Raw genomic sequence first — 14705 nt, forward strand, 5'->3', positions numbered from 1 at the left:
ATCAAATTCTCCTAGCGGTTATTGTTACTTAAGTATCTTTCTTGTACGAAAGTGATGCAATTAGTCCTATAATGCATCGGGTATTTATACAAGAGTCTTACAACATCCATCATTAAACTGGTGTTTATGGCTATTGCAGTGGATATGGGGCGATAATTCCTAATAGGCAGCAATCACAAGGATTTTAAATATGAATGTCAGCATTATCGGCGGTACAGGCTTCGTCGGCACTTACCTCATTGACGCGTTGTTACAGGCCGGGCATACCCCGCGTGTGTTGGTGCGGGCGGGGAGCGAGGGCAAACTCGCCGCTGCCAGCCAGTGTGAAATCGTTTCTGGCGACATTGGTGATAACGCCGCGCTGGATAATTGCTTGCAAGACACGGATGCGGTGATTTACCTGATCGGCATCCTGCGCGAATTCCCCGCCAAGGGCATCACTTACGAAGAAAGCCAGTTTCTGGGTGTGGAGCGTACAGTCGCTGCCGCGCAACGTCAGGGTGTGAAGCATTTCATCCTGATGAGTGCCAACGGCGTGAAAGCGGGCGGCACGAAATATCAGGATACCAAGTTCCGCGCTGAACAATGCGTGCAAGCTTCCGGGCTGGCGTGGACGGTGTTCCGGCCTTCGGTTATTTTCGGTGAGCCGCGTGGCAAGATGGAGTTTTGCACGCAATTGCAGAAAGAACTGGTGTTGCCGCCGATTCCCGCACCGCTGTTTTTTGGCGGGGTGAATATCTTGCAAGCGGGTGAATTTCAGATGCAGCCCGTGCATGTGACGGATGTGGCGCAGGCGTTCGTAGGGGCGCTGGATAATCCTGCTGCCATCGGCAAAACCTTTGCGTTGTGCGGGGCGGATGCGGTGAGTTGGAAAGCCATTATTCAGACCTTGGCGCAGGCTTCCGGGCGCAGTGGCAAACTTGCCGTGCCTGCCCCGGCGGCAATCCTCAAAGTGGTCGCAGGCGTGTTGGATAAGCAGGCATGGTTCCCGATTACCCGTGACCAGATCGTGATGTTGCTGGAAGGGAATACCTGTAGCGATAACTCGGCGTGGCAAACGTTCGGGATTACGCCGAAACGCTTTGCGCTGGAGAATTTGGGGTATGTTAAGCATTGACACAAACGATCAGCTATGTGTTTTAATCCACTCCCGACCAATAAAGCCGGGAGAATCACAAATGACTATCCATATCGCAGGCTTGACCATCGTTTCAATCCACTCCCGACCAATAAAGCCGGGAGAATGATAATGCTATTGTTAGGTGGGATGGTGATACAGGGTTTCAATCCACTCCCGACCAATAAAGCCGGGAGAATACTGCATACAATTGTAGACCGGATGTAATTGGTCGTTTCAATCCACTCCCGACCAATAAAGCCGGGAGAATACCCTGCTGTATTCGGCACGCCCAAAACCGTGCTGTTTCAATCCACTCCCGACCAATAAAGCCGGGAGAATGGTGTGCTGACATATTACGAATTCACAAATGACGATGTTTCAATCCACTCCCGACCAATAAAGCCGGGAGAATATTTTGTATGCGCCGCGAAAAGGTATTGGGGCTTGTTTCAATCCACTCCCGACCAATAAAGCCGGGAGAATGCATCTACCTGTGGCTTTGGATCGGCACCCACCGCGTTTCAATCCACTCCCGACCAATAAAGCCGGGAGAATACTTCGTGCGCGATGACTACGTGCTGGAAGCAGTGGTTTCAATCCACTCCCGACCAATAAAGCCGGGAGAATGGTCGGAAGACCCGCCGACATCTGGGGATGGTGTTAGTTTCAATCCACTCCCGACCAATAAAGCCGGGAGAATTCGGTCAATTCCGCAGGGTCAAAGTTAAGGTAGTGTTTCAATCCACTCCCGACCAATAAAGCCGGGAGAATCAATTATATGCAGTGCTGTTCGTGAGAGCCAAGGTGTTTCAATCCACTCCCGACCAATAAAGCCGGGAGAATATTCTTCAATCCCGGCTTTACCAGCGATTAGGGCTGTTTCAATCCACTCCCGACCAATAAAGCCGGGAGAATCGCATCCGGGAAGTAGGGTCGCTAGGAGGAGCATCGTTTCAATCCACTCCCGACCAATAAAGCCGGGAGAATCCGCCAGTCGACGCTCCATCCTGGGCGACTGACTGGTTTCAATCCACTCCCGACCAATAAAGCCGGGAGAATCAAACCCCGCAGAATAGACTGTGGATGTGGATGGTTTCAATCCACTCCCGACCAATAAAGCCGGGAGAATTCTGCTTGGATGGTATTTGTCCGCGCGTTCAAAAGTTTCAATCCACTCCCGACCAATAAAGCCGGGAGAATTTGCTTCAGCAGGTTTTGTGCCCGCTGGATACTGTTTCAATCCACTCCCGACCAATAAAGCCGGGAGAATAGCCCGTGTGTAAGGGCATAAAATACAAGAGATTTTTCGAGGGGTTGCGCGTTTCAATCCACTTCCAGTTAATAATGTAAGAATAATAGAAGGAAGACATTTAAAGTACCATGAAAATCAACAAGTTAAAAATCCGCGAACCCCCCCGCTTTTTCGGCATAGCTAAGGGTTCGCGTAGCTTATCACAAATCGCGTAATACCCCTGCCTTTAGGCATGGGGATATAAGCGTCTTTGGCTAACTTCTCTTTCTTGGTAAAGAGCAAGCAGCTTGTCAATCAACTGTGTGAATGGAATGCCTTCATCTATCGCGGCTTTTTTCAAGTCACGATAGGTTTCAACTTTCACCCTGACTGATGCGTATTTTGTGCTTTCCATGTTGTTCTCCTAGTTAACTGAGTGTAGAATATACCACATGAATACAGAAGCCACCATCCTGAAAACACTCAAAGTCCGCGTCAAGGACAAGCACGCTGCTGTCCTAAAGCAGTGGGCGTTCGAGTGTAACCAAATTTGGAATGAAGCCAATGCGACTACCGCAGACTACAGCTATGTTCCTGTTCCGGGTGTTGGCTGGATTCGTAACACCTTCACAGCATTTGACCTAGCCAAAAGCCAAGCCATTTTCAAGAAGGCACGCGGTTTCACCATTCACTCGCAGACGGTGCAGGAAGTAACGGAGGCACACGCTAAAGCTCGCAAACAGTTCAAAAAAGATAAGCTACGCTGGCGTGTGTCTGGCGGTAGCCGTCGTTCACTGGGCTGGATTCCCTTCAAATCAGGTGCAGCCGTGTGGAAGGACGGACAAGTTCGCTACAACAAGCACTTTTTCAAAGTGTGGGATAGCTACGGCTTGTCGCAGTACGACTTCCGTTCCGGCTCTTTCACCGAGGATTCCCGTGGACGTTGGTATTTCAATGTCGTGGTGCAAGTGCCCGTTGTTGAAGTCGCAGGGCGCGGTGAAGTCGGGATTGATCTTGGTCTGAAAGATACCGCCACTTGTAGCAACGGTTTAAAACTGGAATCAAAGCAGTTCTACCGCAATGCTGAACAGCAACTGGCGGTAGCCCAACGCGCCAACAAAAAGAAGCGCGTCAAGGCTATCCACGCCAAGGTTAAAAACCGCAGGGCTGACCACCTGCACAAGTTCACCACCAAGCTGGTGCGTGAAAATTCATTAATCGTTGTCGGCAACGTCAGCAGTAAGGCACTCGTCAAAACCAATATGGCTAAGTCCGTATTGGATGCCGGGTGGTCAATGCTGAAAACACAACTTGATGCAAAATCGAAAGCGATGCAAGGCGTGTTTCTCGAAGTCAACGAAGCGTACAGTACCCAAGCCTGTTCGTGTTGCGGAAGTATTTCTGTCAACAGTCCGAAAGGTAGAGCAGGACTTGGAATAAGAGAATGGACTTGCCCCGACTGTGGGGCACTACTTGACAGAGATGTCAATGCAGCCCGGAACATTCTCGCGGTAGGACATTACCGTCTCGCAGGAGGAATCCCCCGGCTTTAGCCGTGGGGAGGATGTCAATCTTACTGCCCCAGTATAGCAAAATTCCGGCGAAAAGTCCGTAACAAACTGATCCATAAACACAAAATTACTTAAAGAATCAACGGCGCTTCAAAGTCAGTCGCCCGGAATTTGCCATACTCTTTCACATTACGGCTCAGCGGCTCGGTCAAGCGGTAGATGCGCAAATTGTCTTCCGTCAGGCTGATTTCCTTCAACAAAGCATCCTGCAAGATTTCCAGCGTAGCCGCATCCACCTGACACTCAAACACCGACTTTTGCACCCGCTGCCCATAGTTCTGGCATACCTTCGCCACCCGCCGCAAACGCTTGCGCCCAGCCGCCTCCAGCGTCGAAACATCATAACTCACCAATACCAACATACATTTCTCCAATCCACGCAATAGCCCCTCGCCCCTTGAGGGAGAGGGGTTGGGGTGAGGGGTTCTTTTCTTCACTCATTTGTTAAAGAACGGGATATATGCCTCTACATCCCCGCGTAAATAACGCGCCAACATCCGCGCTTGCAGCAACGGCAACAAACCAATTTCCACCTGCGTTTCCAGCACCGGATGCTGCAAGGTTTCCTTTTTACGCTCCTGATACGCCACGATCACGGTTTTGCGCCCGGTATCGTTCAACATCACCGCACCACCGGGGCGAAAATCGAAATCCTTCTGGCGCAACTGCCCGCGATTGATCAGCGTCAACGCCAGCCGATCACCCAACACCGCGCGGAATTCTTCCAGCAAATCCAACGCCAACGCAGGCCGACCGGGGCGCACCACATGGAAAAACCCCAGTTGCGGATCAAGCCCCACCGTTTCCAGCGCACTGCGGCAATCATTCAACAACAGCGCGTACAAGAACGAAATCAACGCATTCACCGCATCCTTCGGCGGGCGACGACTACGCCCCTTGTACTCAAATTCCTCACGCATCTGCGGCTTGATCATGGTATTGAACTGCTCGAAATACACCCGCGCCGCATCCCCTTCCAGTCCCAACACCGACGCCGCCGATTCCGCATGAGCCAGATTACGCAAGTTGATCCCCAGCGACTTAGCCGCCCGCACCAATTGCGCCTTAGCCTCCTCATCCTTGCTGTCCCGCGCACTACGCAACAACACATTGCGGCTATTGCGCAACTTGCCCGCGATGAACGCCTTGCTGATTTCCAGCGCAATGTCCACCTTATCAGCAGCACGGAATTGCGCCTGCCGCAGCAAGATATTGCCATTCACAGGGCCTTCCACCCGCGCCTGAAACCGCCCGTGTTCATTCAGCCACACGATGCTGCGCCCGTCTTCCATGTTCCGCGCCATCAATGCCGGACTCATGCTAACCCGCCCCAGGCACACAATCGCGCCCAAATGATGCAGCGGAACCTGACCTTTTTTGGTCTGATCCACCATCACCACCAGCGTTTCGCCTTCCAGCCGCAAGTATGCGCCCTCAGTGGACACGTACAACGTATTGAGTAATTGTTTCACACATCCCCACCGTCGTCGGTTTCAAACAAAGTAGCGTGCAAGCGGCGGATACGCGCCCGATTGCCTGCAATATCCGGCTGGCAACTGTCCTGCAACGAACATTCCTTGCACAAAGCACGCTCATCCACGGGCGGCGGCATTTTCCCCGACTCCAGCAACGCCCGCACCTTGGCAATCAAACCAAGGGTGTAGTCGCGCAATTCCGGTGTTATCGGCACAGCGCGGCGGCGACGGCTTTTATGGTGGAAAATCGCCCCTTCCGGCACAGCCATGCCCGTCATTTCCTCCAGACACAAGGCTTGCCCGACCAATTGCACATCATCATGGGCTTTTTTCTGGCGCTTGCCCTGCTTGTACTCGACCGGGTAGGGCGTGCCATCTTCGAGAAACTCCACCGCATCCGCCCGCCCCGTCAGCCCGTAGCGCTCACTGTACAAAGGCAACGAACGCTCCACCCGCACACCATATTCCGTGCCACTTTCACCGCTATCCACTCGCTCGTGCGCCAAATGCCCACGTACCGTATGCACGTTGTCGTCAAAGGTCTGCTCCTGATGGATCAGGGCGCACTGACGCGGGCAATAACTGTAGTGTTGCAGCGCCGAGAGCATGATGGGGGTGAGTTCAGCCATTAAACATTACCCCACCAATGTCAGCAGTTCCACACCGTTGGGCAAGTTGTCTGCGTCCACCGTGACGGTGTAATCACTGAAGTGACGTGGCACTGCGTGCTTATCTTTCAACTCAGCCTTGATACGCTCAAACAAGCTAAAGGCTTGGGCGTTACCCAGCTTGCTGTCATGCTTGAATACATACAAACCACGGGTAGACATTTCGCCACGCGCAGCAGAACGGTCATGTTCAAACATATTGCCCAATGCCTGCCACAGCAGTTCCAGATCGCCGTCAGAGAAGCCTGTTTGATCGGCCAAATGCGCGGAAATGAAGCCGTGCGCAACGTACAAACCATAAGGCACGGTGAACTTGCGCCCCATTGTGCGGTTGTCACCATCCTGCTTTTCGGCTTCTTTTTCGGTCGCTACCGCCATCCGGGTAATCGAATGCTCGCTGGCAATCACCGGATCAACCGACCGGGCGAATGTCATTTGCACCGGCCCACGTACCTGACCGCAGTTCACCCCAGTGGACATAACCGCACCGAACGTCCTCACATCGTAGAAGTTGTGACACATCCACTGACGTGCTTCTTCTACCTTGTCGCCGCCTTTGCGTTTCTTATCATCGCTAGCCAATATTTCTGCACCGCCGGGAATGGCTTGATAGGCGCGTTCATGCTGCTTATTCAGAATCGCTTTTTCCTTGACGTAGATTTCATACGGTGGCTGTTCTTCCTTCAGCAGCCCAATGAAATTGCGGACTTTGCGTTTCAGGCTGACATCGGTCACCAAACCTTGCCCGGTTTCGGCATCAACACGCGGCAGATTGCCTGCATCCGGGTCGCCATTGGGGTTGCCGTCTTTCACATCAAACAGCAGTACGAAGTCATAACGGTTTTGCAGGCTCATGCGGAGTCTCCTTGGTTGGAATCTTTGGTTTCACGTTTTTTGAAAAAATCTTGGCGCTGGTGGTAGTAACCAATCGCAAAGCGGCCTTGATCCGCCAAGGGTAAATGAGCTGGGAAATCCACAATGCCGCCCAGAATTTCACCCAGCAGTTTTTCAAAGTTGCTCACCCGGCCTTTGTTATCCAGCTTGCTCAGGTGATGGTTTTTCAATTTCAACAGCGTGGAAAACACGGTGACCGGTGTGGCAGAAGCTGCCCCGTAATAACGGTCACGAATGGTGGCATTGATACCGGGTTGCGCTTCTTCCTGGATTTTTTCCAGCACGGCAAACAGGCGACCTAAACGGTAGCCCGTATTGGCATTTTCAAGATCAAGTGACACGGCAAGATTCTCCGTTGGATTAAGTCGGTTCAAATAGGCTTTGAGCAAAGCCGCCCGTGGGTAAGTAACTTCCTGCTCCGCACGGATACGCCGCACCGCTGAAGCCAATAGTGTTTGTGGGTAAGGCAAGCCTTCCAGAATGCAGCGAATCATATCACCCGCTAGATTCGGCGGAACATTCTCGGTTTTGCCCAGCAACGCGGTTGAACGTAGCAACAACCACAGCGGCAGAAATTCCGCCTCATGCTCACGGCGATCAATCGCCAAATAGTCGAAATGATCGACAATCCGCTGGCTGACTTCGCGTACCGTTCCCACATGCCAGAAACGGATGCTGATACGCGCTGCATTAGGTGCAAGCCCCAGAATGAAAAAGCGGGTTTCTTCACCCAAAGCCGGGTTACGCCCGTATTCCTGCACTGATTTATACAGGGCTTTTACGGCATTGGTATTGCGGTCGGGATCATCTTTTTTACTGTCTGCCGCACCCCATAGAGCCGTGAAATCATCTTCCAGCGGGTGTTCTTTCTCCGCCCAAAATACAGTGGAAGCATCCCCAACCTGCATCCGCTGCGTGGAGTCTTTACTCAGTAGGTGATTCAACGCCGTGGTATAGGCAAAAGCCGCCTCTTTACTGACAGGTGCATTGAAACTCTGACTCTTGCCGTAAGAGGTGAAGGCATCGAGGTTAAAGGAAATGATGTTTGCCCCAGAACTTTGCGCTCCCCAGACGCCCTTGATAGATGGATGAAGACGTTCAATTTCAGCCTGTTCACCCGTCAATAAACAAGTGGCTTTGGCATTATCGTCACTGGCGGCATTCATCAAGGCAGCTTGCACTTTGCGGCTTTGACAGACCAAGTGTGATTGCCCCTGTAAACGGAATGTCAGGTTGGGGTTGCTGGCGGCAATCTCTTCCCATTGTGGTTGCTGCTGTAATGTTTCGGTATCCAAACTGTCCAGAAAGGCCAGTACCGCCGCGATGCCTGTGTCCTGTTCAGTAATAGCCAATTGGCGGATGCGCTCGGCAAAAGCGGCTTGTTGTTCTTTCACCCGCTCTGGCTTGTCTTTAGTATCAATACCCAGCACGTATTCGGCGTTGTCCCACAACAGATTGGCGGCAACACCGGAGGTTTTCTTCACCCCTTGTGGCACACGTTCGGACTTTGCCCGCTTCTTTTTGCCATCACCTGTACGGGTATCTTCAATCTGCGCCAGCTTGCCATCAGCCGTAATCTCCAGAATGAAGGGGATTTCCTTGTACTCAAATCCGGCGGGGGCTAAAGCAGAATCTGCACTGGCTGATTTGCGTTGGTAGTAGTCATAGAGGGCTTGCAGGATCATCCGCGTATCTCCTCGCTATCCCATGCCGGAACGTGAATAACGCCGTCTTGCATGTTGGCCTGAAAGAAGCGCGGCATGGGGTTGGTGGTATCGGCAAAATCCATGTCATACAACATCCAGCCCAGTTCCCGCGTTTCGGGCAACGGTTGTGCTGGCGCGGTATCCGCTTCAACCAAACGGAAATCACAGGAGAATTCGCGAGTGCCCAGATAAGGCTGGTTGAAACATTGCCCTTTGCTGGCGCGGCGTTTGAACATCTCAGCAAACTTGAGCGGATTGTTTTCCGGGTTGTTGTTCAGCATTTCAAACTCAGCGTGCAGCCGATAACGCACATCCCGCAAGAACAAACCAGCACGTTGCTGGCGGTCTTCTTCCACGTACATGCCAAGATTGCCTTTGCCCTGCTTCATCGCAGATTTGACTGCCCCCGCAGGTACAACCCCGGACACTTCATTGCGGCGCAAATTGATCCAGCGAATCGGTTTCAACACCTCAATCCGGCGGATATGCCAGCGAATCGCAGGCTTCCAGAAAATCGCCTCAAACACGGCGCGGGCAGCAGAAGGCGTGATGACATCGTAAGACACCCGCTCCACCTTCATTTCCGGGCGGGTGAAGCAGGCAAAATCACCTGAGACTTCCAGACAAAACGTTTGCATAGTGGCTTTACCTCATAGGTATAAGGATTCGGCAGACAGCGATACGCCATCGACCAATAATCCAAGTTTCTGGTCATACAGGCCGGGCGTAATCTGCTCGTAAACCCCCGGCAGGTTGGCAAGTTCGCGAATGTCGCCCGCCTGCACCAAACGCTTTTTCACCTGTTCACGCACGGTCACGGTGTAGCGTTGCAGCTTGCGCATCAGGTTACGTTTCGGCCCAATGAATTTCAGTTGTTCAATCAGCTTTGCGCCATCGCCGTATGTCACCAGCACCGCAGAGCCCTCATCATCAATCAGCCTGAAACGCTGGGCAGCGGTGCGAAACTGGATTTTCAACTCACGCGCATTCTGGGCAAGCAAATCAACAATGCCATGTTTGTCCCGTGACTCCGCCCGTGCATAGAAATGCTCAAAGTAGGTCTGAAAGTGCGAATGGTGTAACGGCGCTGCGGTGAAAGTCGGCAGCAAGGAACGGCTCACGGTGACAGACCGCCCCAGATGCCCTGGCAACTTGGCATTGAGTGGCGGCACAAACACCACCACGCGCCCTTGTTCTACCAGCTTGCCTTCACGGTTACAGCGTCCGGCAGCCTGTGCAATTGAGTCCAGCCCCGCCAATGCCCGGTAAACCACCGGGAAATCCACATCAACCCCGGCTTCGATCAACTGTGTGCTGACTACCCGCACGGGTTCGCCGTCTTGCAAGCGTTGGCGAATGTCTTTCAGCTTCTCGGAACGGTGTTCCCCGCACAAATTGGTGGTGAGGTAATAGGTATCGGCAGGCAATAAACGACAGAGTTCCGCCGCCTGCTGCTTGGTGTTGACAATGACCAGCACGGAATCGCGTTCGGCGATTTCCTCTGCCAAATCTTCCCACGAACGTTCGCTAACCAAGTCAGCGGGTAACTCGACTGCTACCCGCTCCAGTGCCACGAACAAGGCAGCGGGATCAGGCATGATTTCGCTGATTTGCTCAGCATCAAACCCTTGCACCACCGCTTTGCCAAACGGGTCGTGATAGGTGTGCAGCGCGGGCTGGGTAGCCGTGGAGAGCACAAACGTTACGCCATAATGTTCCACCAAAGCCTTCATCACGCCCAGAATCGGGTTCAGGAATTCGGGTGGCAACAATTGTGCTTCATCCAGTACGATCACGCTGTTCGCCAAGTTATGCAGCTTGCGGCAACGGCTGGTGCGGCTGGCAAACAGCGATTCAAACAGTTGCACATTGGTGGTCACAATAATCGGTGCATCCCAGTTTTCCGCTGCCAAACGGCTTTGAGCATTCTCTCTATCGGGGTCGAGATTGCTGTGATGTTCCACCACACAGTTGCCGAAAATGTTGCGGTAAATATTGGCGGTTTGCTCAATGATGCTGGTGTAGGGAATGGCGTAAATGACGCGCTGCTTACCGTGCTGGATGGCATGTTCCAATGCAAACGCCATACCGGATAAGGTTTTGCCGCCACCCGTGGGCACGGTCAGGGAGAAAATGCCCGGTGGTTTTGGCGCTGCGCCCCGGCAATCACGCAGAATTTGTGTCCGCAAACGGTTGACCGGGGTATCGGCTGCTTTGGCTGCAAAACTTGCCATGTGCTGGTTGAAACGGGTCAGCAGACTGGCTATTTCGGGGTATTGCCCGCGCTGGTCGAACTTGTCTTCCTGCATAAACCGTTCGGTATCCAGAAAGTCCGCGTCCACGAGGCAGGAAAACAGCATCCGTATCCACAAAGCAGCGTTATCAATGCCATCCACAGGCGGAGAGGTGGGCATTTTGGTTTGCAGAATATCGGCTGGAACGGGGACTTGCAGGGCTTTGTCGAGATGGATACTGTCTTGTAGGATTTCTTCCAGCGAACGCCCATCAGCATCATCTTTCACCCAGTCGGGTAAGCCGGAGTGATGGCCTGCAATCAAGTAGGCCAGAATTCTGCCCAATGCGGGATGTTTCTGTATGGCGTATAACGCACCCGCAGCGGAGTGATTGACTTTGCCGGGAGCATGGTCAGTTTCGATATGTGCATTGGCGGCTACGTAGCCGGTTTTGTCGCTGATGTAGCGTTGAAATTCAGGATTGTATTTGCCGAGGTCGTGCCAGATTCCGGCGACATGCGCCCAGTCGGTACTGTTGAATGTATTGGCATATTGTGTTGCCAGTGCTGCAACATCGCGTAAATGATCATCCAGCCAATGCTCAATGGCTTGACCTTGTTCATCAAAACGCACATGTGCTATCGGGCGTGATTTGCCCATTAATCGCCCCTTGCTACCTGACTCTGGGGTGATTATTATTTATTCTATGCGGGTTTGTAAATAACCATTAACACCCACTCCACCAACACTGCCCCTGTCCCTCCTGAAACTTCATTGCCCCGTCATACTTCGGTGCGCTGTTGCGGGGCTGATTCAGGCTTTCCTTAATCCCGAAACTGCCATACTGGCTGAAGGTGTGTGGCACGCTAAACAGCATGAAGGTTTGCCCACCCGCCGCTTTCCACGTTTCCAACAAGCGTTGGTAATGTTCGCCCATGCGCGGGTCACGGTTGGCAGCTTGAAGTAAATCCAGCATGTTTTGTTTACGATCGGTGGCGATTTCTCCACCAATGGTCAGGTGTTGTCCGCCTTCATACGCATACAGGGCTTTACCATACTTTTGTGCGACCGCCACTTGCTTAATGAACTGGTTCTTAAGACCTTCCATGCCAAACGGGTCGTTCGGGTTATCAATCGCGTCAAAAATATCATCAACAGAGGTGGCATTCACCAGCGGCTTGGGGATTTTGTTGCCATCATTGCAAGCAGGCAGTTTAGCGTCATCATTCCGCCAGCAAGCATAGAAATAGCCGCCCGTGGCAATGGCATCTACATATTGTCGGGTATCGCTGTAGGCCAGCATTCTTTCAGTACGGTTGGCATCATTCTGGTATGTCCCCAGCAGGCGAATCAGGCGTTGTGTACCACCAAATTCATCTTCCCAAATCTGAAACACTTTGCTGGCTTGTTTGGCATAGAAATTAGCGCCGCGCCACGGATCGGTAGGATCACCTAGTGTTTCACCTTTTTTGAGCATGTAATGATATGCCCAGAAGATCCCATTCCAGGCTTCATTACTGTATTCGACATGGGCTTTTAGGCCGATGTTGAGGTGTGCTTCAACGTAGCGGGCAAATTCCCTGATGTAGGTTTCAGAGGCATTGTGCGGAATGTTAAACCACGGGTGTGCGTTTAACTGGTTGGCTAGTTCGACTTGTACTTCGATGGGTACACCCCGTCCGTAACGCTCCAGACGCGCGATATTGCCGGATGCACCCCATACGGCATCGCTCATCTTGCTGCGTTGATCCCAGAGGAATTCTTGAGTCATGCAGGTTTGGTCGAAGATCAAATTGTTATTGGCATCTCGGATGAAGCTATTCGGCTTGCCGACCTCGGTTTGTGCACAGGTGAGGTAACTGGGGCTAGCCTCCATCAAATTCATCATGCGCACGACGCGGAAGTCTTTGAGGAAACGCAAGTAATCTGGGTTAAATACAATAGCATTGCGGTCAGCGCGTAAGGTATCTTCAAAGCTGCGGTATTGTCCGGCTGGACAATTCGCCGCACTGTCTACCCGTGTGGACGGTTTGCCTTCACAGATACCCCCCGGCATGATCATTCGAATATTTTTGACAGTGCCGCTGGTAATGCGTAAACCGATGCGGTTATTGGTGGCGACGCTATCCAGTTTGGCGGGTAGGTTAATGTCAATTTCATCACGCCCCGCTGTGCTGCTGACTATTTTGGCGTAACCAGAATAGTCTATTTTGCCGGTGCCTTCATACAATACGCTGTAGCGTCCGTTAGGCACTTGGCCTTGTGTGGCGCTATCCAGTAGGAAGGTACGGACAAGACAGGTGGAGCTGGGTGGTGTGGTTGCCCAGCCGTATGCATCATAAGCGGTGTCTTGACAGGAATATTCACGCAAAGGGCGGGCAACACGAAAAATATCAGCAAAGGGAATGGGCGATGAGATGCTGTTTTGTTCAGCTTGCGGCGCTTCACTATTAATACCCAGCGAAGGTTTGAACAAGGCCGCCGGGGTTTGCCCATAAGCCGCCAGTTGTTGCGCCAACACGGCTTCAAACTGGTCAGTGGAAACCGTCCATGCCATATTCAAGTTGTTGGCATTGGGGGAAAGCTGGATGCCGTTGCTAGCATTGCGGTCACTATCCATGCTCAGTAAAAAGCGTTCCAGATTTTTACTGAGCGTGTAGGCACAAGCCGTTGGGTCGGCGTTACTGCTACAGGTAGTGGCGGCAATATCCTGCTGGGTGACACTGGCTTTGGCGGGAACGCTTAGTGGGGTATTGTTGCCGAGGTAAAGCAATAGGCTATTGCCGCTGGCGACGCTAAAGCTGCCATCTGCGCCACTCACACTGCCGTTATCCGAATATTGCAGGCCGCTGATAGCCGTACTGGCATTGTTACGGGTCGGGTCAAGCAGCAGCAGGCGACCGCTGGTGGTGACTGCGCCTGCGCCGCCATTACCCGTATGGTTGCTTGTGTCGCCGCCAGAATTAGTGCCACCACCGCAACCGGCGAGTAGCAGTACGACAGCAACGCTCAGGCTTGGCAAGCGGCATAAGTAACGCGAAATAGCCCCTTTGGTTCCAGTATTCATGCGTGACCTTCAATGATTTTGTCAGGTTTCTATTAGACAAGGACTATCACTGAAAATTCCCATTTAATTAATTATTTTTATGGATTGTTTTAAAGACCCAAAAATCCCATATTAGCGTTGACGGTTCGGGTAGGGCAGTTGCCCCGGAACATTTCCCATTCGTCGCAGACTTTGCCACCGGGAAGCAGGCAGTTGGCTTTTTCGCCTTCCGGGGTTTGGTAAATTTCCAGTTTGCCATGATTCTGGGTGCAGTTCAGGGAAGCGGGGCTGGCAGCACGCGCTATTTGCGGGTTAGCCGTCATGGGTGTCGGGGTACTGGCACAAGCACTGAGTAATAGTGCCATGCTCAGGGTGAAACCTATTCTCAAACGCATATTGACTCCTAATCTCACTACATTTAACGGGCGCAACGGATGCAAAGCGTCGCATACGGCAGGGCATCCAGCCGTGCAGGGCTAATGGCTTCGCCGCAAGTGGCGCAAGTGCCGTATTCGCCGCTTTCAATCCGCTTGAGGGCGCTGCGTACCTGTTTCAGTTCGAGCCGGGTTTCTTCCTTCAAGTTGCGTAACACGTCTTCATTTTCGCGCTCGGTTACTTGTTCGGCAGAATCGGCGTCGTGTTCATGACTCAGGTCAGTGCTGACACTTTCAATGCGTGTTGCTAGCACTTTTTCCAGTTCTTTTAGATGCTTATGCTTTTCTTCGTACATGTTTTCTGTTCTCATTGGAAATCCAAAGGA

At 52.3% G+C, this 14705-nt stretch carries 13 protein-coding genes and 1 CRISPR repeat array; of the genes, 2 read left to right on the plus strand and 11 right to left on the minus strand.

Annotated features, from left to right (window positions below; genetic code table 11):
• Positions 1–190 precede the first annotated feature (190 nt).
• Positions 191–1117, plus strand: a complete 927-nt coding sequence (locus J9253_RS04975; RefSeq protein ID WP_210223572.1) for an NAD(P)H-binding protein — start codon at positions 191–193, stop codon at positions 1115–1117.
• A gap of 19 nt (positions 1118–1136) precedes the next feature.
• Positions 1137–2390: a CRISPR direct-repeat array (repeat unit 37 nt; unit sequence GTTTCAATCCACTCCCGACCAATAAAGCCGGGAGAAT).
• 208 nt (positions 2391–2598) lie between these two features.
• Here the strand turns inward: J9253_RS04975 and J9253_RS04980 are convergent.
• Positions 2599–2766 (minus strand): hypothetical protein, encoded by a 168-nt coding sequence (locus J9253_RS04980; protein WP_210222514.1) that lies wholly within the window; start codon positions 2764–2766, stop codon positions 2599–2601.
• A gap of 37 nt (positions 2767–2803) precedes the next feature.
• Between J9253_RS04980 and J9253_RS04985 the strand changes: the two genes are divergently transcribed.
• Positions 2804–3904, plus strand: coding sequence for an RNA-guided endonuclease InsQ/TnpB family protein (locus J9253_RS04985; protein WP_210222513.1), 1101 nt, complete (start codon positions 2804–2806; stop codon positions 3902–3904).
• Positions 3905–3993: 89 nt separating this feature from the next.
• Here the strand turns inward: J9253_RS04985 and cas2 are convergent, their stop codons facing one another.
• From cas2 to J9253_RS05035, 10 genes are all read right to left on the minus strand, one after another.
• Positions 3994–4284: a CRISPR-associated endonuclease Cas2 gene (cas2, locus tag J9253_RS04990; protein ID WP_210223573.1), complete on the minus strand. Its 291-nt coding sequence runs from the start codon at positions 4282–4284 to the stop codon at positions 3994–3996.
• A gap of 75 nt (positions 4285–4359) precedes the next feature.
• Positions 4360–5394 (minus strand): type I-C CRISPR-associated endonuclease Cas1c, encoded by a 1035-nt coding sequence (cas1c, locus tag J9253_RS04995; protein ID WP_028487918.1) that lies wholly within the window; start codon positions 5392–5394, stop codon positions 4360–4362.
• Positions 5391–6026: a CRISPR-associated protein Cas4 gene (gene cas4, locus J9253_RS05000; protein WP_210223574.1), complete on the minus strand. Its 636-nt coding sequence runs from the start codon at positions 6024–6026 to the stop codon at positions 5391–5393. Before cas4 ends, cas1c begins: the two co-directional genes overlap by 4 nt.
• 6 nt (positions 6027–6032) lie before the next feature.
• A complete protein-coding gene (cas7c, locus tag J9253_RS05005) occupies positions 6033–6920 on the minus strand; it encodes a type I-C CRISPR-associated protein Cas7/Csd2 (RefSeq protein ID WP_210223575.1) in 888 nt (295 codons plus the stop codon).
• Positions 6917–8644, minus strand: coding sequence for a type I-C CRISPR-associated protein Cas8c/Csd1 (cas8c, locus tag J9253_RS05010; protein ID WP_210223576.1), 1728 nt, complete (start codon positions 8642–8644; stop codon positions 6917–6919). The genes cas7c and cas8c overlap by 4 nt, the downstream gene beginning before the upstream one ends.
• Positions 8641–9303: a type I-C CRISPR-associated protein Cas5c gene (cas5c, locus tag J9253_RS05015; RefSeq protein ID WP_210223577.1), complete on the minus strand. Its 663-nt coding sequence runs from the start codon at positions 9301–9303 to the stop codon at positions 8641–8643. Before cas5c ends, cas8c begins: the two co-directional genes overlap by 4 nt.
• Positions 9304–9315: 12 nt before the next feature.
• Entirely contained in the window at positions 9316–11559 is a 2244-nt protein-coding gene (cas3, locus tag J9253_RS05020) for a CRISPR-associated helicase Cas3' (RefSeq protein ID WP_210223578.1), read from the minus strand.
• A 67-nt stretch (positions 11560–11626) separates the two neighbouring features.
• Positions 11627–13966 (minus strand): hypothetical protein, encoded by a 2340-nt coding sequence (locus J9253_RS05025; protein WP_210223579.1) that lies wholly within the window; start codon positions 13964–13966, stop codon positions 11627–11629.
• An 89-nt stretch (positions 13967–14055) separates the two neighbouring features.
• Positions 14056–14340 carry a putative hemolysin gene (locus tag J9253_RS05030; RefSeq protein ID WP_210223580.1) on the minus strand — a complete coding sequence of 95 codons (285 nt, stop codon included), beginning with the start codon at positions 14338–14340 and terminating at the stop codon, positions 14056–14058.
• Positions 14341–14363: 23 nt separating this feature from the next.
• Positions 14364–14690 carry a TraR/DksA family transcriptional regulator gene (locus tag J9253_RS05035; RefSeq protein ID WP_228291508.1) on the minus strand — a complete coding sequence of 109 codons (327 nt, stop codon included), beginning with the start codon at positions 14688–14690 and terminating at the stop codon, positions 14364–14366.
• Positions 14691–14705: the final 15 nt, after the last annotated feature.

Origin of the sequence: Thiothrix litoralis (assembly GCF_017901135.1) — a bacterium.
Lineage (GTDB): Bacteria > Pseudomonadota > Gammaproteobacteria > Thiotrichales > Thiotrichaceae > Thiothrix > Thiothrix litoralis.